At 48.9% G+C, this 22,109-nt stretch carries 22 protein-coding genes; 8 read left to right on the forward strand and 14 right to left on the reverse strand.

Going from position 1 to position 22,109, the window contains the following annotated elements; translation table 11 throughout:
• Positions 1 to 205: 205 nt before the first annotated feature.
• Positions 206 to 1,090 (reverse strand): M48 family metalloprotease, encoded by an 885-nt coding sequence (locus S7335_RS01965; protein WP_006454686.1) that lies wholly within the window; start codon positions 1,088 to 1,090, stop codon positions 206 to 208.
• A gap of 541 nt (positions 1,091 to 1,631) precedes the next feature.
• Between S7335_RS01965 and S7335_RS01975 the strand changes: the two genes are divergently transcribed.
• Positions 1,632 to 2,516, forward strand: a complete 885-nt coding sequence (locus tag S7335_RS01975; protein ID WP_006457115.1) for a DUF6816 family protein — start codon at positions 1,632 to 1,634, stop codon at positions 2,514 to 2,516.
• On the opposite strand, the gene S7335_RS26565 is transcribed toward S7335_RS01975, so the two are convergent.
• Complete coding sequence (locus S7335_RS26565; protein WP_006454968.1) at positions 2,513 to 3,202, reverse strand: SRPBCC domain-containing protein; 690 nt, start codon at positions 3,200 to 3,202, stop codon at positions 2,513 to 2,515. The genes S7335_RS01975 and S7335_RS26565 overlap by 4 nt on opposite strands.
• A gap of 150 nt (positions 3,203 to 3,352) precedes the next feature.
• Here S7335_RS26565 and S7335_RS01985 point away from each other — a divergent pair, with 150 nt between their 5' ends.
• The 4 genes from S7335_RS01985 to S7335_RS02000 all read left to right on the forward strand — a co-directional run bounded on the left by S7335_RS01985 (position 3,353) and on the right by S7335_RS02000 (position 6,989).
• Entirely contained in the window at positions 3,353 to 4,744 is a 1,392-nt protein-coding gene (locus S7335_RS01985) for an NAD-dependent malic enzyme (protein WP_006454216.1), read from the forward strand.
• Positions 4,745 to 4,746: 2 nt separating this feature from the next.
• Complete coding sequence (locus S7335_RS01990; protein ID WP_006454399.1) at positions 4,747 to 5,160, forward strand: thioesterase family protein; 414 nt, start codon at positions 4,747 to 4,749, stop codon at positions 5,158 to 5,160.
• A gap of 93 nt (positions 5,161 to 5,253) precedes the next feature.
• A complete protein-coding gene (locus S7335_RS01995) occupies positions 5,254 to 5,736 on the forward strand; it encodes a flavin reductase family protein (RefSeq protein ID WP_006455495.1) in 483 nt (160 codons plus the stop codon).
• Between the two features lie 119 nt (positions 5,737 to 5,855).
• Positions 5,856 to 6,989, forward strand: a complete 1,134-nt coding sequence (locus tag S7335_RS02000; protein ID WP_006455127.1) for a carboxylate-amine ligase — start codon at positions 5,856 to 5,858, stop codon at positions 6,987 to 6,989.
• Between the two features lie 99 nt (positions 6,990 to 7,088).
• Here the strand turns inward: S7335_RS02000 and S7335_RS02005 are convergent, their stop codons facing one another.
• The 5 genes from S7335_RS02005 to S7335_RS28335 form a co-directional block, all read right to left on the reverse strand.
• A complete protein-coding gene (locus S7335_RS02005; RefSeq protein WP_006454927.1) occupies positions 7,089 to 7,490 on the reverse strand; it encodes a fasciclin domain-containing protein in 402 nt (133 codons plus the stop codon).
• 73 nt (positions 7,491 to 7,563) lie between these two features.
• Positions 7,564 to 8,859, reverse strand: coding sequence for a CO2 hydration protein (locus S7335_RS02010; protein WP_006456905.1), 1,296 nt, complete (start codon positions 8,857 to 8,859; stop codon positions 7,564 to 7,566).
• Between the two features lie 61 nt (positions 8,860 to 8,920).
• Positions 8,921 to 10,495 carry an NADH-quinone oxidoreductase subunit M gene (locus S7335_RS02015; RefSeq protein WP_006454322.1) on the reverse strand — a complete coding sequence of 525 codons (1,575 nt, stop codon included), beginning with the start codon at positions 10,493 to 10,495 and terminating at the stop codon, positions 8,921 to 8,923.
• A gap of 69 nt (positions 10,496 to 10,564) precedes the next feature.
• On the reverse strand, positions 10,565 to 12,430 hold the full coding sequence (locus S7335_RS02020) for an NAD(P)H-quinone oxidoreductase subunit F (RefSeq protein ID WP_006455236.1): 1,866 nt from the start codon (positions 12,428 to 12,430) through the stop codon (positions 10,565 to 10,567).
• A gap of 311 nt (positions 12,431 to 12,741) precedes the next feature.
• Positions 12,742 to 13,713, reverse strand: a complete 972-nt coding sequence (locus tag S7335_RS28335; RefSeq protein WP_006456568.1) for a hypothetical protein — start codon at positions 13,711 to 13,713, stop codon at positions 12,742 to 12,744.
• A gap of 137 nt (positions 13,714 to 13,850) precedes the next feature.
• Between S7335_RS28335 and S7335_RS02030 the strand changes: the two genes are divergently transcribed.
• Both S7335_RS02030 and S7335_RS02035 read left to right on the forward strand, forming a co-directional pair.
• Positions 13,851 to 14,462: a glutathione S-transferase family protein gene (locus S7335_RS02030; RefSeq protein ID WP_006455632.1), complete on the forward strand. Its 612-nt coding sequence runs from the start codon at positions 13,851 to 13,853 to the stop codon at positions 14,460 to 14,462.
• A gap of 44 nt (positions 14,463 to 14,506) precedes the next feature.
• Positions 14,507 to 15,118: a pyridoxamine 5'-phosphate oxidase family protein gene (locus tag S7335_RS02035; protein ID WP_006454380.1), complete on the forward strand. Its 612-nt coding sequence runs from the start codon at positions 14,507 to 14,509 to the stop codon at positions 15,116 to 15,118.
• A 194-nt stretch (positions 15,119 to 15,312) separates the two neighbouring features.
• Here S7335_RS02035 and S7335_RS02040 read toward each other — a convergent pair whose 3' ends face one another.
• The 7 genes from S7335_RS02040 to S7335_RS02070 all read right to left on the reverse strand — a co-directional run bounded on the left by S7335_RS02040 (position 15,313) and on the right by S7335_RS02070 (position 20,136).
• The gene (locus S7335_RS02040) at positions 15,313 to 15,807 is read right to left on the reverse strand and encodes a DUF177 domain-containing protein (RefSeq protein ID WP_038015440.1); all 495 of its coding nucleotides are present in this window, start codon (positions 15,805 to 15,807) and stop codon (positions 15,313 to 15,315) included.
• 49 nt (positions 15,808 to 15,856) lie between these two features.
• On the reverse strand, positions 15,857 to 16,366 hold the full coding sequence (locus S7335_RS02045; RefSeq protein ID WP_006453784.1) for a R3H domain-containing nucleic acid-binding protein: 510 nt from the start codon (positions 16,364 to 16,366) through the stop codon (positions 15,857 to 15,859).
• A 240-nt stretch (positions 16,367 to 16,606) separates the two neighbouring features.
• Positions 16,607 to 17,911, reverse strand: a complete 1,305-nt coding sequence (gene yidC, locus S7335_RS02050) for a membrane protein insertase YidC (RefSeq protein ID WP_006455204.1) — start codon at positions 17,909 to 17,911, stop codon at positions 16,607 to 16,609.
• 319 nt (positions 17,912 to 18,230) lie between these two features.
• The gene (locus S7335_RS02055; RefSeq protein WP_006455747.1) at positions 18,231 to 18,626 is read right to left on the reverse strand and encodes a PH domain-containing protein; all 396 of its coding nucleotides are present in this window, start codon (positions 18,624 to 18,626) and stop codon (positions 18,231 to 18,233) included.
• Positions 18,627 to 18,706: 80 nt separating this feature from the next.
• A complete protein-coding gene (gene rnpA / locus S7335_RS02060) occupies positions 18,707 to 19,177 on the reverse strand; it encodes a ribonuclease P protein component (RefSeq protein ID WP_038015443.1) in 471 nt (156 codons plus the stop codon).
• A gap of 13 nt (positions 19,178 to 19,190) precedes the next feature.
• Complete coding sequence (gene rpmH / locus S7335_RS02065; RefSeq protein WP_038015446.1) at positions 19,191 to 19,328, reverse strand: 50S ribosomal protein L34; 138 nt, start codon at positions 19,326 to 19,328, stop codon at positions 19,191 to 19,193.
• Between the two features lie 202 nt (positions 19,329 to 19,530).
• The gene (locus S7335_RS02070; protein ID WP_006454956.1) at positions 19,531 to 20,136 is read right to left on the reverse strand and encodes a DUF2808 domain-containing protein; all 606 of its coding nucleotides are present in this window, start codon (positions 20,134 to 20,136) and stop codon (positions 19,531 to 19,533) included.
• Positions 20,137 to 20,424: 288 nt separating this feature from the next.
• Here S7335_RS02070 and pntA point away from each other — a divergent pair, with 288 nt between their 5' ends.
• Positions 20,425 to 22,065, forward strand: coding sequence for a Re/Si-specific NAD(P)(+) transhydrogenase subunit alpha (gene pntA / locus S7335_RS02075; protein WP_006456076.1), 1,641 nt, complete (start codon positions 20,425 to 20,427; stop codon positions 22,063 to 22,065).
• Positions 22,066 to 22,109 lie beyond the last annotated feature (44 nt).

The raw sequence follows: 22,109 nt of genomic DNA on the forward strand, positions 1-22,109 counted from the left end.
CTAAGGTAGGGGTCTGTGGTTTTAGGAAAGGGCGCTACATCTATTAAGAAATTAAGCAAAAAGACATCGGGGTAGCTGTGACCTACTGCCCCAATGTCTTTGGCGTCTTTGGATAATGTCTTTGGAATAGATTGAACCTATTGAAAGGTAGGCACTGTTAGTAGGCCAGTAGGCGCTATCTACTAATAGCGCCTACTGGCCGAAATCAGAAGCCGACAGAGGGAGTTCCTTTAATATTTTGGGTCTGTTCGAGTTCTAGTAGGCGAGCCACTCTATCGTCAGTGGAAGGATGGGTAGAAAAAAGACTACGCATCATCTGCTGAGGCACTGCGTTGATAATTAGCAGAGGCTCAAAGGCAGGGTTAGCGTTCATTGGCATCCGTTGGGCGCTAGCTTCTAAGCGCTTTAGAGCGGTCGCGAGCGCCCTTGGGTTGCCGGTAAGCTGGGCAGCGCCAGCGTCAGCAGCAAATTCTCGGGTGCGGGAGATACCCATTTGAATAACAGTAGCGGCCATAGGAGCAAGGAAAATAGTGGCCATCAGCGCGATTGGGTTAGCGCCGTTACCTTCGCGATCGCGATTCCCCCCGAAAAACATGCTGTACTGAAGCATCTGGGCTAGAAATGTGATTGCCCCACCAATCGTTGCAGCCACCGCCTGAGTTAACGTATCCCGATTGATAATATGTGTTAGCTCATGCGCTAGTACGCCTTCTAACTCTTCTGTAGACAGTGCTCTGACAATGCCTTGAGTAACAGCAACCGCCGCATGCTCTGGGTCACGGCCCGTGGCAAAGGCATTTGCAGCCTCACCAGGAACTAGATAAACATCGGGCATCGGAATTTCAGCTTTAGCGGCTAGGCGTTCGACCATACTGTAGATTTCAGGCAGCTGCGCTCTGGTGACTGGCTGAGCATTGTAGGCTTTTAGCGCAATCTGGTCAGAGTAGAACCACGAGCCAAAGTTAGTTACAGCAGCAATACCCAAACCCAAGAGTGCACCTGTGCCACCATAGAGCGCGTAACCAATGACGACAAGCAACCCCGACAATAGGCTTAATAGTGCAACCGTTTTAAGCTGACCTTTTTCCATTTGATTTTCCCGACTTCTGTCTTAGTGTTCTATCTGCTTTTCTGTCACTTACCCTTCGCTATCGCCACATAATCGACGTTAGCTAATCAAAATTTCTATCATTGTAAAAATGTGCTACAAGTTCAGTCTTCTACCCTAGGAGAGGAAACCTTTGAAAGGGAAACATAGGAGTAGAAGCCGACATGACTGGTGGGGGGACAATCTAATGGCTATAAAGAGTAAGCATGTACTCGCTTCTACGGCTTTATGCGCAGCACCCTGATCAGGTATCATCAGGCGTCCCATTCTGGTAATAGAATCACTCGTTCTATGACTAAGCCAAGCCAAACTGCTACTCGTTCAAAGCGATTGAAGTAGAACTTGTTGAAGTAGAAACTATCAAGCCAGCTAAAGCAAAGGAAGCCGCAACTATTGAACTCGTTAGTAATTTGATCTAAGCGAATACTTACGTGGCGTTCTTGCGGATGCGCTAGCACGCTAAGCTGAAGGTACTTGTATCTAACCTGTTACTAGTTGCCCCTGTAGGCTCCTTCTGCTCTCAATGAATCCGACTAGACATAAGCTACGTAAGCGTGTCCAACGTAATCTGGTCTTGTTTGGTCTGCTTGCCTTTGTCTGGCTGATGTGTAGCGGCAACGCGGCAGGGGAAAGCCTCACCGAGCGTCAACAGGCTTTTCCAGACTGGACTAGCAAACCGACTGTGCAAGCATCTGATGGAGATCTCGTTTATCCGAAGTGGATGGTAGGGACCTGGCGGATGAGTTCTACACTAATCAGCATGGTAGCTCCACTAGCGCCTGAGATCGTAACGCCAGGATTTGAAGGGAATCGCCAATTTCTACACAAAGCCATTCCAGCCTTAGTTCGGTTTGTACCTAGGGTAGTCTCTAAAGGAGGCTTCCTAGGAAGATCGCTACCTGCGTATATAGAAGACGCTGATGAGAAGGATATCGAGATTATCTCTGATCGCGCTTTCAACGGACTCAGTTTAGCCCGGGCCTATTTAGGTGATGACTGGGTAAAAGCAGTAAAGGTTGACCCGAACGATCCCAATCGGCAGATCACTTTCTTGAAAGACGATCGGCAGCTAATTTCTACAGTGACAGGTCGACAGGTCGAAATGCCTAACCTGGGAACTTTTGCCACCACTGAGATCTTTCAGCAGTTCTTTCGTAATCCTGGGCGATCCTTCTCCGTTAGTGACGACACCCCCACTGTATATTTGAACGAAGTAGAAAACACCACAGTTTACCGAAAGCGCGGCGATGCAAACTTTCCAATTGTGGCCGATCAGATTACGGCAATCTATCTTTCGCCGCAAGACCCTGATTACTTTAAGGCAAAAGGTCAGCCCGTAGCACTTTATCGATATCAACTTTCTTTTAGCCCAGTTCAAGCGAGTGCCGCTTTTGATGTAGATAGCTAGCGACGGCGTGGATCATAGCGGGGTGGGTAATCTGGCGGATAGTCTCGAGGGTAATCTGGCGGATAGTCTCGAGGGTAATCTGGCGGATAGTCGTTCCGACGACCGTAATCTGGGTAGCCAGGCTCGTTGCGGGGGTATCCCTGCTCATAGCCACCTCGATTTGGAGGCGCGTTGTAGGGTGGATTGCCGTAGCGGCGATCGTCATAGTAAGGCCAGTTGCGAGAGTCTTGATCTAGGTAGCGATCGCCCAAGACCGAATTCTCAACATACATCTTCAGCTGCTGGGCCATCCGCCGTAGACCTTGTCTTTCATCTTGGCGAATAAAGGGTAAGAAAACTTTTGACAGAATGCCGGAGAAGAGCTCACGGTGAATGTAGTGAGTGCGACCAGGTACATTTTCACGCAGCTCGAAGATATGCTCACTGCGCAAACCCGGAATAGTAGAGATCCAGCGCATCATATAGGGTGGACGCACCATTGTGATCAGCGGCTGAAACTCAGTTTCTTCATCACCTTCTAACCTTTGCATAGCCAGAAAGATTTCGCCGCCTCGGGTAATACGCAATCCAGGATCGCAGTCATACAAGAAGGTATTCCAATAGCGCCACTGATCCTTACGAAGCAGCGCTTCCCAAACGACACTTTGGGGGGCGTTGATGTCGATTTCGGCGTAGAGGGAAGGCATGGATAAGTAGGAACGACGTGAAGGATAAAGGATGAACGGGATTTGGGTTGATCTTATACTTTCCGGCGCTCAATTGGTCGGTAGTGTAGGGACGAAACAAGATACCCTTTAGTTCATCCTGTATCATTCCTACTTCATCCTTGTTCTCTTATGGTCAGTTTGACGCCAAATCCTAGCTATAGTTTGACGCTCCGCATTAAGCTGCCAAATCAGGTAGGTGCACTAACCAAGGTAATAGAGGCGATCGCCTGCTCAGGCGGCAGTCTTGGCAACATCGACATCGTAGAGAAGAGTCGCGAATATACTGTCCGCGATGTGTCGGCGGATGCTTCTGGAACGGCAGCGGCCGCAGCGATTGAAAAGGCGGTGCGATCGCTCAGCGATATCGAGGTCCTAAACACGTATGATCGCACTTTTGCTCTCCACAAAGGCGGCAAACTGAGGGTAGAGGCCAAAATTCCATTGCGTGAGCAAGACGATTTGGCGATGGCCTACACACCGGGGGTAGGCCGCGTGTGCGTAGAGATTGCTAATAACCCCGAAAGCGTCTACGACTATACAATCAAAGGAAATACGGTAGCAATCGTCAGTGATGGCAGCGCGGTGCTAGGACTTGGCAATTTGGGCGCTGCAGGCTCAATGCCAGTGATGGAAGGTAAGGCGATGCTATTCAAGGAGTTTTCCGGTCTAGATGCCTTTCCGATTTGCTTAGATACGCAAGATACCGAGGAAATCATTGAGACGGTCAAGCGAATTGCGCCCGTATTTGGGGCGATAAATCTAGAAGATATTAGTGCGCCGCGCTGCTTTGAGATTGAGAAGCGATTGCAGGCGGACTTAGATATTCCGGTCTTTCATGACGATCAGCACGGTACGGCGATTGTGAGCTTGGCGGCGCTGATCAATTCGCTAAAGCTAGTGAAAAAAAATATAAGTGAGATTCGCCTAGTCATTAACGGAGCCGGAGCAGCGGGTCTGTCCATGGGACGACTATTCAAGCGAGCCGGATTACAGGAGTTGATTATCTGTGATTCCAAAGGCATTATCAGCCGCGATCGCACCGACTTGAGCGCAGCTAAAAAAGAATTTGCCGTTGATAAGTTTGGCACCCTAGCCGATGCGATGAAGGGCGCAGATGTCTTTATGGGAGTTAGCGCGCCAGGTGTCGTCACTGTAGAAATGGTGAAGTCGATGGCGGCTGATCCGATCGTATTCGCGATGGCTAATCCTATTCCTGAAATTCAGCCAGAGCTAATCGAAGGGATTGTTGCAGTTGTAGCGACCGGGCGCAGCGACTATCCAAATCAAATCAACAATGTGCTGGCATTTCCTGGGGTCATTCGAGGGGCGCTAGACTGCCGGGCCAAGGAAATTACAACAGAAATGTTCTTAGCAGCAGGCAATGCGATCGCCTCTTTAATACCCGACGAGGAACTAACACCTAACAACATCATGCCTTCTGTCTTCGATTCTAGAGTAGCCCCTGCTGTCTCAGTCGCTGTACAAGAGGTTGCTAGATCTGCTGGAATCGCCAGGAAGTAGACGTGTCAAAGCTCACTTATTCGCTACCGATCTATCCCTTTCATATCGATGCGATGGGTCATGTGAACAACATCGTCTACATTCAGTGGATGGAGGTTGGCCGCGTGCTGCTATTAGAAGCGATCGCCATGCCAATAGAAGAAACTATCAAAACAGGCTTCGGTCCTGCATTGATAGAAACTCACATTAGCTACAAGCTGCCGTTGTATCTGGGGGATAGCGTTTCAGCCTCAATTTGGCTATCGCAGTTGCGTGGCGCTTCGGCGATTCTAGGGTTTGAATTCTTCAATCAAGCTGAAGAATGTGTAGCATTTGGTTCACAAAAAGGCGTCTTTATCGACCTTGAAAGCAAGCGACCCAAGCGACTAGATAAAGCGCAAAGAGAGAGATTTTTGAGATACCTCATTACAGAGTGACCCTCAAACCTGTAACTGCGGAATGAGTCTTGCGGCTCACGCTTTGTCATAAACTATTTCGTAAGACAGCAATTCACTGAGGATAAAACTCTTATGCTAAACGAACAGGCCAAAAAGACCATGCTGCGCAAAATTCCTCATGGGCTGTATATCTGTGGCGTTAAGGACGGAGACGACGTCAATGGATTCACCGCAAGCTGGGTCATGCAGTCTTCGTTTACACCTCCGTTAGTAATTACTTGTATTAAAGCGGATTCGACCTCTCATGCGATGGTAAAAGCCAGCGGTGTCTTTTCTTTAAGCGTCTTAGAAGAGGGCCAGAAGGAAATTGCTCAGAACTTTTTTAAGCCTTTGCGCCGAACCGGCAATAAGTTTGAAGATATTGAGTTCTACGAAGGTGAAGAAACAGGCTGCCCAATCATCAAAGACTCGTTAGGCTACGTGGAGTGCAGCGTGGTCGGCTCGGTTGAAGAAGGCGATCACACTGTATTTGTCGGCGAAGTAATCGGCGCAGGCGAGCACCGTGAGGGTCAGCCGCTGCTGCTGGAGGATACTGGCTGGAACTACGGCGGATAAGAGTTAAGTAGTCAATGCTATCTCTGCCTAATGGCAGAGATAGTGAGTAGATCGTTTTTGAACGACAGGCTGACAGCTATAAAGGACATAGTAATAGAGCGGTTAATTGGGCACAGCTGATGGTTCCTGACTTTACGATAGGTGTCGAAGAAGAGTATCAAATTGTCGATCCAGAAACGCGATCGCTCGCTGACTGCTCAAAATCTTTGATCAAAACCAACCAGAATTCCAATACCGAGCAAGAAATCGTTCATGAGCTATTTCGCTGCGAAGTAGAGATTGCAACGGGCATTTGTCACACGCTCGATGATGTTCGACGGGCACTGGTTCAGGCTAGGACAGCAGTCATCGAAGCAGCGCAGGATAATGGAGCTGTGATCGCAGCTGCCGGTACCCATCCGTTTTCTCCTTGGGAGGAGCAAGAGGTTACCCCAAAGGAACGCTACTATGCGCTACAAGAAGATCTTCAACAGATTATCAAAGAGTTAATTATATTAGGATGCCATGTGCATGTCGGCGTAGAAGATAGAGAAATGGCCGTCCAGATTAGCAATCGTGCCCGCATTTGGCTACCTCTGCTGCTGTCGCTTACCGCTAACTCTCCATTCTGTGACGGGAAAGACACTGGCTACGACAGCTATCGCATGGCGCTGTGGTGCCGTCTACCGACCGCTGGGCCACCGCCGTTTTTTGAGAACTACGCCGACTATCAGGGTTTTATCCAGAAGCTGATAGACACCGATATCACCGACGACCCGACTAAGGTCTATTGGGATATTCGCCTATCTGAGCGCTTTCCTACAATTGAATTTCGTATGTCTGATGTCTGCGCCAGCATTGAAGAGGCGGTCATGCTAGCAGGTATTATCCGAGCACTAGCCTATACCTGTTATCAGGATGTCATTAACGGTCAGCCAGCGTTGCCTGTGCGAGGTGAGATGCTCAAAGCTGCTATGTGGCAAGCCGCTCGGCATGGACTCAGCGGTGAACTCATTGACTTTGCTACGACGGAATCTGTTCCGGCAAAGACGCTGGTGCAATCTTTTATGCGCTATATCCAACCAGGCTTAGCACATTTTGGAGACGAGGCAATCGTCAAAAAAGAAGTAGATAAAATCTTAAGTGAAGGCAATAGTGCCCAGCGGCAGCGAGCAGTCTATGAGAAAACGAGCAGCTTAGAATCCGTTGTTGACGACATTGTCAGACGCAGCGCTATGCAGACGGGCGTTGAGCTACAACCCAAAGAGGTTTAAAGTGATCACTCAGGTGCTACGCTCACCCTATTCCGCATCCACCTGTATATCTCCACCTACTATATTTCATATATTCTGTTCAGGCGAACCCTATCAAGTTCATCCCATCAATATTACGTTGTCTATCACGTGAATAATGCCGTTAGTTGCCTCTATATCCGCAGCGACAACGGTGGCATTTTTGACTTCAAAAACGGGATCGACTCGGATAGGAATAGGGGAGCTTTCCAGCGAGGTCAGACTCTCTTCTGTGGCTAGGTCAGATTGCTGCCAGCGACCAGAAACAACATGATATTTCAAGATTCTAGCTAGTTGGGGTGGATTATCCACCAGCGTCTGAATAGTGCCAGGTGGTAGCTTAGCAAACGCATCATCTGTCGGTGCAAAGACTGTAAAGGGGCCATCACTAGCTAGCGCCTCGACCAGATCAGCGGCTTGAACGGCTGCGACAAGGGTCGAAAAGCCTTCTGTACTAACGGCAATTTCAACAATGTTGGGCATGGAAGAGAAGGATGAAGGAGGAATGATAAATAATAAGTAGGGTTGTTGGTGAGTCAATCTAGATTGCGATCGCCTACCGATAGCTCTGTTGTTGAATGTCGCTTAGTCTAGCTTCGGGACGTTTAAATCTGTCTATTTGTTGCTCGAAAAATGCGCGGTTAGCTTTTAGGTGCTCTGGGTTTGGATCATCTAAGGGATAGAGCAACGCACATCTAAGCGCCTGGATTACCGCAGAAGTAACGTTGTACATCGATCTTTGAAAGGTGATGCCAAGCTGGATGAGCATATCGTCCTCGCCGCGACTGTGCTGCTGATACTCTTCAACCAAATAGTCCGGCAAGAAATGCAGCATATCCTGCATAAGCAAAGTTGGGGGGATGCCAGCGCTACCTACTGGAAAAACATCCGCGTACAAAATACCGTAGTGAAAGTCTTTTTGATCGTCTGGGACTTGTCCGGCCTGGGCGTTGTAGGATTTGGTGCCTCTAAAAGGGGCTGTGCGATAGAAGACTGCCTCTACGTAGGGTAAGGCCGCTTCGTAGAGCCAGGTGAACCCCTGTGATTTGGGAATGATTTCATAGCACTCATCGCCGATATAAGCATGATGGTAGATAGGCCGTCCGGCGATCGCAAAAATCCCATTTACCAAAAAGTCCATGGCTTCTGGTACGGTTGTCATTTTGCCTTCGTCATATAGATCGCTCATCTCAAAGAAGACAGGCGCCATCACTTCCCAAAACAAACCGAGATTAGCGTAGTAAGACAGCCTTCTTACTTGCTCTAAGAACATTTCAGGGAACAGCTTGTAGAGGCCAAGCATCAGCGGATTACCCTTGAAGTAGGCACGAATGGCCCTATCGCTATTAGCTATATATTCATCAGTATACAAATAGGCATTGAACGTCGGGTTAATATCTTCGTGCCAAAGCATCGCGTCCATACAGGCTTCGGCAAACTCCATATTGATCCGGTCGTGCCAGAGATGATGTAAGAGCTTGGGCAGTTTGCGACCGCTCTCGCCTTTTGCCATAAATTCACGCAACTCCGGATGGGCATCGCCTGGCCCTCGCCAAATCCTTAGCGATGCCTGATCGCCAGCATAGGCATTTTGCCGATCCAAATATTCCTTGGAAATGAAATACTTGAAAGCAGGAAGCGGGTTGAGAAAAACTTTTTCTGCGATATACAACAGATCTCGCCAGTAAAAGTCCATCGGCACCGCATAGGCCTTATAGATGCCAATAATCTGCTTGAGGTTATCGGGGGTATCTGGCAGCATAGAGCCGCCGGCTTCTAGGCGGTGAATGACGTCAGCAAATTGATGAGTAGAAGCTGGCAGCGTAGGGGCGGTAGCGATGGTGGTTGTCATGATGTAGGCAGGAAGGAGAGAATGCGAGTCCTAAAATGAAATAACTTACTAAAATCAAGGCCTATAGGATTGGGGAAGAATAAAGCTTAGAGCTATCGGCGCCTAGGCTTTCCTCTGCTTCGACGTTTCCGCTATCTTCCTTAGTCTCTATTTTTAGTGAAGCGGCAGTCTGAGTAATGGGCACAGCAGCAATTAGCCTAGCAGAGGTAGATTCGCTCCAAAGCACTAGCCAAGAGGGCTGTAGGCCAAGAGCAAGTACAATAGCAGCGAGTACAAAAGCGGGGACCCGTTCACCGTTAGTTACCTTGCTGTAGTAGGCAGTCTCATTGTCTAGGCGACCAAAGCAAGTCCGGTTGATCAAGATAACGAAGTAGACAGCGGTAAGGCCCGTACCGACCACGCAAAACAGCGTTGCCACTGGATAGACGCTATAGCTACCTTGAAAGACTAGAAATTCAGTGATGAATCCAACCAGTCCAGGAATGCCCGCACTGGCCATTCCGCTTAAGACCAACAGAGCGCTGATCAGCGGCAGTCCTCTAAGTGGGTTTAGCAGACCGTTGAGCTGATCAAGCTGGCGAGTACCCACTTTGGTCTCCACCACACCGACGAGATGAAACAGTAGAGCCAAGATTAAACCGTGAGAAACCATTTGAGAAATGGCACCGACGACGCTAAGTTCGGTAAACGCCGCGCCGCCTAGCATGACATAGCCCATATGACCAATCGAGCTGTAGGCAACCATGCGCTTGATGTCTTTTTGGGCGATCGCCGTCACCGCTCCATACAAGACACTGGCTGCTGCCCATACCGCTAGAAAAGGCCCTAACGCAGACCAGGCCTCAGGGAAAAGCCCTAAGCCAAAGCGAAAAATACCGTAGGTTCCTAGCTTCGCTAAAACGCCGCCCAGCATAATCGCCACTGGAGGAGAGGCTGAAACGTAAGTATCAGGCAGCCACGTATGAAAAGGAATCAACGGAATTTTGATCCCAAATCCAACCAGTAAAATGCCCAGTAGAACAATCTGGGCAGGTAGCGGAATTTCGCTTTGCAAAGCCTGCTCGTAGGAAAAGTCGAGCGTGCCCCCTAACCAGACAGTGCCAATGAATCCAGCAAAGATGAACGCCCCGGCCAGCGCCGTGTAGAGCAAGAACTTTGTTGCCGCATATTCTTTCTTTTCACCGCCCCAGACCGAGATCAAGAAGTATAGAGGCACTAACTCTATCTCAAAAAGGAAGAAGAACAGCAGTAGGTTTTGAGCCAGAAAAGCACCAGCGACACCACCGCTAACAAGCAGCATGAGTGAATAGAAAAAGCGAGGTCTTTCTATTGTTGTACTGCTGCTGCAAATAGCAATCCAAGTCAACAGGCTGTTTAGAGCAATCATCATTAATGAAAGCCCATCCAAAGCCAGGTCGTAATCAAGACCTAATAGCGGCAGCCAGACTATGAACTCTCGCATTTGAAAGCTAGCAGTGCTCAAGTCGAACCGGGTAAATAGAACAACTGTCCATAAAAGAGACGCACCAGAGACAGCCAAAGCAGCGTTCCGTGCATTCGTCGCACTGAGCTTGACAGGGAGGAAGGCAAGGAGCAGAGCGCCTAAGATCGGCAGCCAGATAAGGAGGCTTAACATTGTTTTCTCTAGATTCTTCTCTAAATTAGACAGGATGACCGAAAAGCGTAGACCGAAAAGCGGTGGATGCTATAGGGAGAAATAGCCCCAGCTTAGATAGAGGCAGATAACTACGACAAAAGAGGCAATGGTTAGTGCATAGAGCTGAAGCTTACCGGTATTGATATACTTCAAGGCCTCGCCGCTAAGAAGAGAGCTGAGTCCGACGAAGTTAACCAGCCCGTCAACGACATAGCGATCAAGCCAGTCTGTTAGCAAAGAGAGTTTATCTACCAGGGCGATCGCGGTAACCTGATAAACTTTCGGCGTATAAAAGTCGTAAGCTAACAGTCGATTGGCCACAGCCGGTATCAGCTTGGTTGGATTTTCAATGCGCCCTAGCACATAGAAGGCACTCGCAGAAACAATGCCCACCGCGCTAGAAAGAAACACTGTCCAGCCGAGCGTCCAGCTCAAGCTAGCGTCTACTGGATATAGGGAGAAATTTCTGACTATTAAAGGCACATGCAAGACAATGCCAGCCATGACAGCCGTCGGTAGAACAACCAGCCAAAGCGGTTCTGGAGCGCGAGCTGTGAAGGCAGTGCGATCACCCATAAACATCAGCCCAAACATCCGCACCAGCGCGAAGCTAGCCGCCCCATTCGCCAACAGCACAATTCCAATCAAGCCCCACTGACCGCTTTGCAGCAGTCCTTCTAACATCGCCATCAGTGGCCAGAACCCCCCAAAAGGGGGCAGTCCGATCAGGCCAGCAACAGCTACGAGGAAGCAGAGCCCCGTTATCGGCCGGCGGCTCCACAAACCTCCCATCTGAGTGAGGTCTTGAACAACCACGTTTAGCATGATGGAGCCCGTGCTCATAATTAGCAGCGTGGAGGCGATCGCATGCGTTAGTACGAGTAGCAGAGCTGCCTGAGTCTGGCCAGTCCCAACGGCGATGAAAATTAGGCCCATGTAGGTACTCGTCAAATACGAAAGCACCCGCTTAGCGTCAATTTGAGCAGCGGCAATCAGCGCCCCACCAACGGCTGAGATCGAGCCAATTGTGAGGGTCAATCCACTCGCTACAGGCGAAAGCGCAATTACCGGCTCGAGCTTTACTAGCACCCAGGCACCAGTAGCAACCACAACCGAATTTCGCAAAATCGTAGTCGGCAGCGGCCCTTCCATCGCCTCATCTAGCCAGAGATGAAGGGGGAACTGAGCACATTTACTAATCGGACCAGCCACCAGGGCAACGCCGATCAGCGATAGCGCCAGCGGTGATACGCTCTGCGCACCTGAGAGCACCCCTTGCGACCAATCAGCCAGCTCAGTGAAGTTCCAAGTCCCGGCTAATGGATAGAGTGCCAACACACCCATCAGCAAGATCAAATCCCCTACCCGCTTGGTCAAGAAGGCATCCCTAGCACCAGTGACCACCAGAGACTGATTAAACCAGAACCCTACAATTAAGTAGGTGCCTAACGTCAAAATTTCCAACAGAATGTAGCTAAAGAACAGCGAATCGCACAGCACCAGTGCCGTCAACCCCGCCTCAAACAGCGCCAGCAGAGAATATATCCGCCCCCAGCCCCAGTCCATTTCCAGATAGCCCACGGTATATACCTGAACCAGGAAATTTAAGACCGTTATTACAATGCTGGCTCCTAGCGTTAGCGACGACAACTCCAACGGCAGGGTTAGGTTCAAATCAGCCACCTGCAGCCAAGATAGGCTTAGGAACTGAGCCGGCTGATGCCATACCGCCATAAAAGCGATGCTGCTATGAACCAACGCTATGACAGTAGTCAACAGGTTCAAGTAGCCAGCAGGACGGGGGCCACTACGGCGAATAAAAGCGGGCGACCAAAAGACGGAAAGTAGCGCTCCGAACAATGGATAGCAGGGAATTAGCCAGCTAGTTTGGGCGAAAGAGTCAGCGTTGAGCATGGGGGTTAGCAATTAAAGCCACATTTAATCTAGATAAGCGCAATCAAAAACATCTGCTTATATCCATAGACTATAAGCTATGAACGAGCGAAAAGTCTGCGGATTAATTCAATACATAGAATATATCATTAGCTATATCTATTCTGGTAACAAAATCCATTCAATATTTCTAATAACTGTTTAGGGTTGCTTATGAGTGCAATTATGCTTAGTCCCTTCAGCTATATCCTCCAACTGAAGGGACTTACACGTTAATTGTAAGCTGCTAGGATCGCTCGCTAATTATCGCTCGCTAATTAAGTTGTTAAAAGTTAACAGCGGGTTGGTGGGAAGGTTGTTCCTGCATTAATTCGAGAGAAACCACTGAGGTTAAGGACCGAGTTTTCGTAGCGATCGCTGGCCACCTGCTCACCCAATTCTAAAGTTAACCCCAGATCTAGATAGTTCCGGCCTAGCACATTAGTGCCTAGATTGCTGGTAACGACCTGTCCTGTAACGAGATTACCGTCCACGCTGCCTATGACACAGGCATTGGAGGCACCATCAAAGTCGTTGAAGTTACCTGTGATAGTGCTACCAGACTTATTGAAAGTAAATAGCCTGCCACCGTTGCTAACAAGCTCTACGTCACTGAGGCCATCAGTAGCATCAAGGGCCGAGGTGACCCGATAGTTGCCGTCTGGAAGACTAGCCACACTGAGCGGCTGTATGCTATCACCTACTAAGCGACTACTCGCCATAGTTCTCGTGGTCATAGTTCTCGCAGATCGAGAGCCATTATTGATAGTGATATTAACTGACTGATTAGAGAACGGCTGATTGATGGTCGTGATATCAGACTCTGTGATCGTCTGGCAAGTGACCGACTGTGAAGCACTGCGACGAACCTGAGAAGCTCCCGTGCGGAAGGGCTGAGTATTAAGGCGGTTCGGAACTAGCGGGTCGTTGGTAAGCGTCTGGGTGATCTGCCGACCGCTGGACTGCTGACTGTTCAATCGGTTGGGAATAAGTGGATTGTTGGTTAGCGTGTCTCTAAAAAAGCGGCGTCTAAATGAGTTTCGAAAGCGCGATCTGACAACGTTGTTGCCACAAATCACGTTTGAGCCTGAACCTTGTAGGAACTGAAGCGAGCGATTGAACTCGCGATCGGTGCGAATGGGGCCACTGCGAAAAGTACCCAGATTTTGGCTGTAGCCGGGTAGTGAAGCAAAGATCAAGATACTGAGCGCAGACGCGGAAAGAACAGCAATCTTTCTTGATTGTTGTGATAGGGAATGAATCATGATGGGCCTAGACCTATGCCTAGTAGATTTTATGTATCTATTTACACCCGTGCCGCTAATTGTACTGAGTTTTGCGTGTATTGAGCGTCCTTCTTATCCTATAGGGGGTCTTTGTGATGTTTAAGGGGTGCTTTGTGATGTTGAAGCTCTATGGCCATGCACGTTCAGGTAATGTTTACAAGGTGAAGCTACTGCTAGCATTGATGAAGCTTGACTATGAATGGATAGATGTTGACGTATTAAACGGTGAACACAAACAGCCAAAGTTTCTTGCGCTCAACCCTTTTGGCCAAATTCCAGTCTTAACGGATGGGGATGTAGTGATTGCTGATGCACAGGCAGCTCTAGTGTACTTGGCGCGTCGATATGGAAACGAAACAGATAGTCTTGATTGGTTTCCATTAGAGGCAGTTGCGATCGCAGAGGTCGTTCGCTGGCTTTCGATCACGACAGGGGAAGTGCGCCAAGGACTAGAATCTGCTAGGCTTTACCACTTACTCAAGGTGTCTGCAATTAACATCGAACGAGCCAACCAAAAAGCGCAGTTCATTCTAGAGCAGCTAGAGCGCCACCTATCTAAACAGGACTGGCTAGCTGGCAACCGGATAACAATTGCCGATATCTCTGTTTTCCCCTATGTAGCGCTAGCACCGGATGGCAAGATTGGTCTAGCACCTTACCCTCAGGTTTTAGCCTGGATCGAGCGCATCAAGCACCTCCCAAATTTCGTTGGGATGGCAGGAATCTAGGCAATCTAGGATTCAACCGAAAGAAGCAATCACTATGGTGCAGTATGGTACGTAAATTTGGCGAATTGGCCTTCACGCCTGAAGTGAAGGCTGTACAGACAGCGCGAGGCTCTCGGCAAACATACGAGCGATACATCGCTCAGGGTGAAGCAGGCGATGTTGTCACTCCAGAAATTGCAAGTTTCATTGCTCAGCTAAATGGGTTTTACTTCGGGACGGTTAGCTCTAATGGCTATCCCTACATTCAATTTCGAGGTGGACCACCGGGCTTCTTGCACATACTAGATGACAAAACTCTAGGGTTTGCCGACTTTACAGGAAATGTCCAATACATCACAGTGGGCAATCTCTCTAGCGACGAACCAGCCATAAAGAAAGCCTTCTTGTTCTTAATGGACTATCGCCATCGCCGCCGTATCAAGGTCTGGGGTAGAGCTAGGTACACTGAAGATGAGGGGCTGATTGCAAAGCTAAGCATGCCAGACTATCCGGCGAAGGTTGAGCGGGCAATTCTGTTTGAGATCGATGCCTTTAGCGAAAACTGCCCTCAACATATTCCCGTACGATACTCTGAAGATGAAGTGAAGGAAATGATCGAAACGAGCACATCACGGCTTCGAGCGCGGATTGCGGAATTAGAATCGCAGCAATCGTAGCATCAGATTGTCCCTATCCCCCCTGCTAGCTTCTCTAGAGAGGTTTGAAGAAAAGAGGTTTGACCAACTTCTTAGTCGTAGGAAGGTTGAGCCGAGCGGCCTGTTGTGCAAAGGTTGTGGCCGATGACATTTCCTTAACCAACTCTCTCAAACAACTCAACAGGCGCTACGGTGCGGTTAGAAACTATCGTTATCTACTCGGAGAGTTGCTGCTTTAGTATAGATAACGCCGCCCAGCGGTCATCCACTATTGCGGGTGGATTGCTAGTGATCTCGATGCCTTCGCACTCTTCTGTGCAGATCTGCTTTTGGGGAATAGCAAGGCACATTTGCTCATAGAGCCATTCATCGGGTTTGAAATAACCCTGTGGCGGCAGCGATTCAACTAGGTCTTCAAGTTCTACTTCAGTCTCTTGACCAGATTCTGCTGCCGTAGGTTCTTCTAACCACAGAATTTCTGAAGTATCGACCTGCAAACGGGCGTTATAACTCTGCAAGCAGCGATCGCACTCAAGCGTCATAATCGTATTTGCCCGAGCCCTCACTTCTAAAAAAGTGCCTCTGTGCTGTACGCTTAGCTCACCTTTTACAGGTGTGAGCGTTTCCAAATCGGGTAGATGCTCCGCCACATCGACTGAAACTATTTTGTTTGGTGCGTTTAAGAGTTGCGGAATATGGATAGCTCTCATCGATCCTAGTGATAGGTTCTTAGTGATAGATATGGTCGTTCCCGAGGGACTACTCCTCGGCATCGTTGCTATTACTATCGGCCTCAACTAGCTTCACGACTAAATGACGTTCGGGCTCTCGGCCTCGGCTAAAGGTTTCTAGGCCGTCATGCTCTCCTAATAAACCATGTAGCTGTCTGCGCTCGGCGGCAGATAGACCCTTGAGTTCGTACTCAGCTTGCCCCTGATTGAGGACCTGATTAGCTGCTTCATCAGCTAAGGACTTGAGCTCGGCCTGCCGTTTCTTTCGATAGCCATTGACTTCGATAGTGTATGAGCGCTGCTCGGACTTACCAACATCCATATTCAAGATGGTGTTGGCTAGATACTGTGTCGAATCGAGATTCCGTCCGCGATCACCAATCAGGCTTTCGATTTCTGCCTCTGATAGCGATTCAGTATCAATCGTCAGCCAATAGCTGTCATCCCCTGAATCTGTGGTGTTCTGGTTGCCGCTCACACTCGTCTTCAGTCCCTGTAGCTCCAGCAGTTTCTCTAACCAGCTAATGCCTTTTTCCATGTTCTTTGTCCGTTCTGTCTAATTGTGAGAGCCTGCGACCATTACTGCCAGGCAAGTTGCTTAGCAGATCTTACAGTGTCAGCGCCAGCGTACGCAGCCTTTAATCTCCTCAAGGCAAAAGCATGACTTGTCGCTCTTCAATGGTGGACACTTAGGATACAAAAGCAAGAAAATGTTGATTTGACATCGCTTTTATACCGCTAAGGGAGCGCTACAGATGAACAAAACGAAGGTAGTGAATCAGGAGCTTTTCTTCTTAGCGACCTTCTTCTTCGTTCTAGACTTAGTAGAGGTACCGGCTTTGGCAGAGTCGGTCTTAGTATTCGCTTTACTGGCCTTAGCTCCCTTTTTATTACTAGTCTTATTACTCGCTTCGGCCTTCGACGCGCGCTTAGCTGCACCTGGCTCAAAGGCTAGCTGCTTTCGGCCATCACCACTGCTACTAGCCGCTTTCTTTTCTTGAGCATCTACTAGCTTTTGCAAATTTTCTGGCAAGGGCTCACGTGAGAGAATGAACGACTGTGCTGTCTGGAATACATTGGCAATTACCATGTACATCAGTACGCCCGCTGGCAAAGGGAAAAACAAAAACATCCCTGAGAAGATGATTGGGGTGAATTTAGCGATCGCCTGCTGCTGATCGTTCTGGCCATCTGGCGAGGCAGCATTACCTGAATTGGTCACCTGCTGAGAAACGTATAAGCTGAGGCCAAAGAAGATAATCATGCCGAGAATATCCCAGTGGATCTCTCCGTTATCGCCGGTTACACCAATACGGCCTAGCTTTTCAATAAACAAAAACCCCTTATCAGCAGCTAGACCAGGCACTTTTACTTGGATAGTGACATCTCCGGGGGCCAATGCTTTGACGGTGCCGTCTGCTTGAACCGCGACTAGGTCATCACCTTTTGTAATCTCCCACTGAGGTGTGATATCTACCCCCTCTTCTTTGTACTCTTCTCTAAGCTCGTCAAGAGATTTATCGTCGACGGAGCGCAGTTCTATCTTGGTAGTCTCACCAACTGCTAGTTTCTCACCCGTCGGGACTACTGTGCTGACCTTGAAGTGCTCGCCATCAGCGACGAAAATATTGCTGGGCTTATTGACTAAAGGCGCTTGCTCAACTTGCTCAATCGCTTCTTGAGGAACTAGCTTAAGATTGACCGGTAGCGTCGTATCTGCAAACGGCGACCCTCGCAAGGTAGCAAAAAGCGCAAACAAGATCGGCATTTGCAGCACAACTGGAAAACAGCCCGCTAATGGATTGCCAAACTCAGAATAAATATCCTTAATTTCTTCTTGCTGCTTAACTGGATCGTCTTTGTAGCGCTCTTTGACTTCCGCCATTCGCTTTTGCATTAGCGGGTTAGCTATCTTCATCTTCCGCATGTTGCGAATGGACCCAGCATTGAGCGGATAGAGCGCAAATCGGATCACTAAGGTGAGGGCGACAATAGCCAGCCCATAGCTAGGCACAATCCCATAGAAGAAATCTAGGATTGGCAGCATTACATTGTTTGAAAGAAAGCCGATACCGAAGTCCATGCGTGCGCTCTGTTGTTTGTGCTCTGTCGTCAGTCAAGACTATTGTGTCTAATTTATCCGAATGCTGGGAAGTTTGGTGATGAGATAGCCCACTAATCTAGGTCGATTGAGAAAGGGAACACCTATAGAACGCTTCTTTCTTTCGGTTAACCGTAACTCGAATTGGAGAAGTCCTTAACTCTAGGCGCTACCCGAGCTTTTTATCTATAAGCTCTTTTCTATAGGCTCATTGCGACAACATCGTTGCCAAGTCTATGAGAACTTCAGTGCTTCAGTTTTTGTAAGCCAATGAAGATCATGACCATTATCTTTTAGGCTACTACGCAGTGCCGACCGCGCCACTAGCGACTTTGGCACTAGGCGAAATCTTACTGGTAACAAAGTCATAAAGTTCCCTGAATTTGGGCACAGCTCGCATCTCTACGCGGCTACCGTCTTTGAGCGTGACGACCATATCACCCCATGCACCGAGTCCTCTAGGAACGGTGACCACCTTCGCAATCTCCGAATAGATAATATCAGTGCGATCGCGTCCCATCCAGCCGCCTGTAATTGAAATGCGCCTATCAGTGATGCGATAGCGTAGCCACAGGGCTCTAACGATGGCACCCACTGTCAAAGGGATACAGATAACAGTAAATGCCAGTCCAATATTAAAGATCAGATCGCCAATGTGAGGACCGCCCTCGTAATACATGTCTTCTTTAATGGCCATAAGATACCTCTTTTCTAGGATGGGGTCCTGCTAAAGCCTTGAGTCTTACCCTAAACATTGCCCTAGTTTAGGAAGGCTCGCTATGTAACAATTTCTAACTTTTTAAGCAGACATTCTAATTCTCTCAAAAAGTCGTCAAAACTGCACTCTACTGCAGCAGGGCGGACCACAATTGCCACCTGCCAAGCAGGATCAATCTCTGGCAAATACTGACGAATAATAGCGAGAAGCTGTCTTTTGATGCGATTACGGACGACTGCACGCTTGCTAACCTTGCGGCTGATTGAAATACCGAAGTGTGGTCCTAGAACAGCCTTTGGGTGTGATGAGGTTGACGCCGATCTTGAGCCTTGCTTTGAGCCGCAGCAAAACGAGGACGTAGATGACTTATTCTCTACACCCCCTACTGCTTTGTTTGAAGTCTTTACCTGCAGCGCTTTTACTTTAAGCGCTCGTATGGCTAAGTGCTTTGTAGCGGTTCGCTGCCCTTTGCGATGAACTCGACTAAAGTCACGAGCTGACTTCAATCGATTTTGCTTTGGAAGGGACACGGCATTTTAGATTTTAGACAGCTAGCTGAGCACGGCCTTTGGATCGACGAGCTTTGATCACAGCTTTACCGTTTTTCGTCCGCATCCTGGCGCGAAAACCAGATACTCGTTTACGTTTGCGGGAAGTTCCGCCAAGGGTGCGCTTCGTCATCGGTTGTTTTCTCCTGCTACAGTCTCGCTAAATCGGTCTTACCAGTACTCACCAACAGTTGACACTACCAGTAAAAATATCGGGCCACTATAGGCCACCAATAAAATATTGGATTCAAATTGGATTCAATGAGTATGGACTCAAGGATGAGCCTGTCGGCAGCTATCGAAACGTAGCTACCAACAGGCACAGACCCACTATGTTACCGTCTGCCTCTATCTTCTGCAACCAGGAGTTCCCAAGTCCCTAGATAGCGGGGCAGGACGTCACCACGAGATTCGGCCTGTAGGTTAAATCTGTGCATGCCGAAGCGGTCAGGATTACGGACTCTAGCATCAATGACAAAGCTAGTATCAGCAGGAATATCTTCAGTCAAGAAAATTTCCAAACGGCTAGCCTCAGGAATCCAAACGACTTCATCGATAGGAATTTCGCGATCGCCCGATCCTCTCCCTCGACGAACTCGAATCTCATCCGTATTAAACGAACCATTTCGATCGGTAAAGGCTTCGGGGTAGGTAATGCTGAGTTTCGAAACGGCGCTATCAATCCGGGTGCCAGGCACTCGCAGGTAATATTGCGCTCTGGTACTACGAGGTCTATTATTTCGCAGGGTGTAGGGTAGGCGATATTCTGAATCGACACCGCCCCATAGCGTAATGCCTGGGTTAGTCTGGGCGAGGCTAGGATGAATAGGCAAGGTGGATAGCGTTGTTGCGATCGCTACGCCAGATAGCGCTAGTCCCGATAGCAACCGAGCTGTAGAAATTCGAGCTGTAGAACGTTTGAAAGAGCGCTGAGCAGACATTCGCAATAATTCCTCACGCAAAAAGATGCAGTACATGTAGTACTTAATACTACGTCTAACACTGCGGTGAGTACTTGCGTGTCTTTCGGTGGACGGTTTGTTAACTGAATCTGCGGTCAAAGCCTTCTATTACTTGAGATACAAGCGTTAGAGAAGCTACTAGAATGTGTAGACTCACAAAGTGCTTCAAAAACTTATGCAAACAGACGTCAATCTTTGTGAGCAGTTCAACCAGAGCCGATTTCTCTTCTGCCAGAATTTAGTTTGCCTAAATTAGAAGGAGATGCCATGACCCTGGCAATTGAAAGAGGCACTGCCGAAGCGAGTCCTGCCGAATCGAAGCCGTCCAAAAAAATTGGCGTTCCTAAAGAAATTGTAGCTGGTGAGCGGCGTGTGTCAGCAACACCTGCCACTGCCAAGAAACTACAAAAGCTCGGGTTTGATGTGCTAGTTGAGCATGCGGCTGGCGAAGAGGCAAACTTTAGCGACGTGGCGTATCAGGCGGCTGGCTGCGAGATTGTACAGACGGCCACTGAACTCTGGGAAAAGTCCGACATTGTCCTAAAAGTGCAGCCACCACAGGAGCACCCCAATGGCAAACATGAAGCAGACATGTTGGGCTCTGATCAGTCTTTAATCAGTTTTATTTGGCCTGCGCAAAATCAATCATTAGTCGAGCACCTATCGCGTCGGCAAGCAACAGTGCTGGCGATGGATGCGATTCCTCGAATCAGCCGAGCGCAGAAGATGGATGCGCTGAGTTCGATGGCGAACATCGCTGGCTATCGAGCAGTGATTGAGGCGGCCAATCAATTTGGTCGCTTCTTTACAGGGCAAATTACGGCTGCAGGTAAGGTGCCTCCTGCTAAAGTGCTGGTAATTGGGGCTGGCGTTGCAGGGCTAGCAGCGATTGGGGCTGCCAAAAGTCTCGGTGCGATTGTGCGTGCTTTTGATACAAGGCCTGTGGTCAAAGAGCAGGTAGAAAGCTTAGGCGCCGAGTTTCTAGAGCTAACGTTCGAAGAAGATGGCACCGGTCAAGGCGGCTATGCCAAAACCATGAGTCCAGAGTTTATCGCAGCTGAGATGGAGCTATTTGCCCAGCAGGCTGAAGAGGTAGACATCATCATCACCACTGCGCTGATCCCAGGTAAAAAAGCACCGCTATTGATCACTCAAGAAACAGCTGAGCTGATGAAGCCCGGATCGGTAATTGTTGATATGGCAGCTGAGCAGGGCGGCAACTGCGCGGTGACTAAGCCTGGTGAAGTTTACGTGCATAATGGCGTCACGGTTGTGGGCATTACTGACTTTCCTAGCCGGATGGCAAGTCAAGCGAGTCAGCTGTACGGCACGAACCTTTGCCATCTACTCAGTGATATGGGCGGCTCTGATGAGTTCAAGATAGATTTTGATGATGAGGCCGTGCGTGGCGCATTGATTACCCACGCGGGTGAAGTAACCTGGCCTGCGCCTAGACAGGAAAAACCGCCTCAGCCCATTGCGGTTAAAGAGACTCCGGCTGCGGCGACTACTCCAGCGGCGGTCACTTCAGCTATAGAAGAGAAAAGCGCAGAGGAGAAAGGTGTCGCTCAAGATCTAGTGAAGTGGATCGGGATAACCGCTGCGGCCTCTCTATTTTTGACCGTTGGACTGACGGCTCCGGCATCTTTTCTTTCCCACTTTACAGTGTTTATCCTAGCGTGCTTCGTGGGCTGGCAGGTGATTTGGAATGTAAGTCCATCGCTGCATACGCCGCTAATGAGTGTGACTAATGCGATTAGCGGCATCATTATCATTGGTGGCCTGTTACAGCTAGAAGGACTGAGTGCGACGAGCGTGTTAGGTGCGATCGCCATTCTCGTTGGCACAATCAACATCTCGGGCGGCTTCTTAGTCACGCAGCGAATGCTCAAGATGTTTCGTAAGTAATTGCCAAAAATAAGTCTGTTCTTTCAAGCAACGCAAAAGGACTA

It is taken from the genome of Synechococcus sp. PCC 7335, assembly GCF_000155595.1.
Taxonomy (GTDB): domain Bacteria; phylum Cyanobacteriota; class Cyanobacteriia; order Phormidesmidales; family Phormidesmidaceae; genus Phormidesmis.

Coding starts and splice junctions, on each gene's coding strand:
- S7335_RS02030 (WP_006455632.1), top strand. CDS start 13,851: ATGTTGAAGCTCTATGGCCATGCACGTTCAGGTAATGTTTACAAGGTG.
- S7335_RS01995 (WP_006455495.1), top strand. CDS start 5,254: ATGCTAAACGAACAGGCCAAAAAGACCATGCTGCGCAAAATTCCTCAT.
- S7335_RS02045 (WP_006453784.1), bottom strand. CDS start 16,366: ATGGAAAAAGGCATTAGCTGGTTAGAGAAACTGCTGGAGCTACAGGGA.
- S7335_RS01965 (WP_006454686.1), bottom strand. CDS start 1,090: ATGGAAAAAGGTCAGCTTAAAACGGTTGCACTATTAAGCCTATTGTCG.
- S7335_RS01985 (WP_006454216.1), top strand. CDS start 3,353: ATGGTCAGTTTGACGCCAAATCCTAGCTATAGTTTGACGCTCCGCATT.
- S7335_RS01975 (WP_006457115.1), top strand. CDS start 1,632: ATGAATCCGACTAGACATAAGCTACGTAAGCGTGTCCAACGTAATCTG.
- S7335_RS02010 (WP_006456905.1), bottom strand. CDS start 8,859: ATGACAACCACCATCGCTACCGCCCCTACGCTGCCAGCTTCTACTCAT.
- S7335_RS02040 (WP_038015440.1), bottom strand. CDS start 15,807: ATGAGAGCTATCCATATTCCGCAACTCTTAAACGCACCAAACAAAATA.
- S7335_RS02005 (WP_006454927.1), bottom strand. CDS start 7,490: ATGCCCAACATTGTTGAAATTGCCGTTAGTACAGAAGGCTTTTCGACC.
- S7335_RS02015 (WP_006454322.1), bottom strand. CDS start 10,495: ATGTTAAGCCTCCTTATCTGGCTGCCGATCTTAGGCGCTCTGCTCCTT.
- S7335_RS02000 (WP_006455127.1), top strand. CDS start 5,856: ATGGTTCCTGACTTTACGATAGGTGTCGAAGAAGAGTATCAAATTGTC.
- rpmH (WP_038015446.1), bottom strand. CDS start 19,328: ATGACGAAGCGCACCCTTGGCGGAACTTCCCGCAAACGTAAACGAGTA.
- S7335_RS28335 (WP_006456568.1), bottom strand. CDS start 13,713: ATGATTCATTCCCTATCACAACAATCAAGAAAGATTGCTGTTCTTTCC.
- S7335_RS26565 (WP_006454968.1), bottom strand. CDS start 3,202: ATGCCTTCCCTCTACGCCGAAATCGACATCAACGCCCCCCAAAGTGTC.
- S7335_RS02070 (WP_006454956.1), bottom strand. CDS start 20,136: ATGTCTGCTCAGCGCTCTTTCAAACGTTCTACAGCTCGAATTTCTACA.
- yidC (WP_006455204.1), bottom strand. CDS start 17,911: ATGGACTTCGGTATCGGCTTTCTTTCAAACAATGTAATGCTGCCAATC.
- S7335_RS02020 (WP_006455236.1), bottom strand. CDS start 12,430: ATGCTCAACGCTGACTCTTTCGCCCAAACTAGCTGGCTAATTCCCTGC.
- pntA (WP_006456076.1), top strand. CDS start 20,425: ATGACCCTGGCAATTGAAAGAGGCACTGCCGAAGCGAGTCCTGCCGAA.
- S7335_RS02035 (WP_006454380.1), top strand. CDS start 14,507: ATGGTACGTAAATTTGGCGAATTGGCCTTCACGCCTGAAGTGAAGGCT.
- S7335_RS02055 (WP_006455747.1), bottom strand. CDS start 18,626: ATGGCCATTAAAGAAGACATGTATTACGAGGGCGGTCCTCACATTGGC.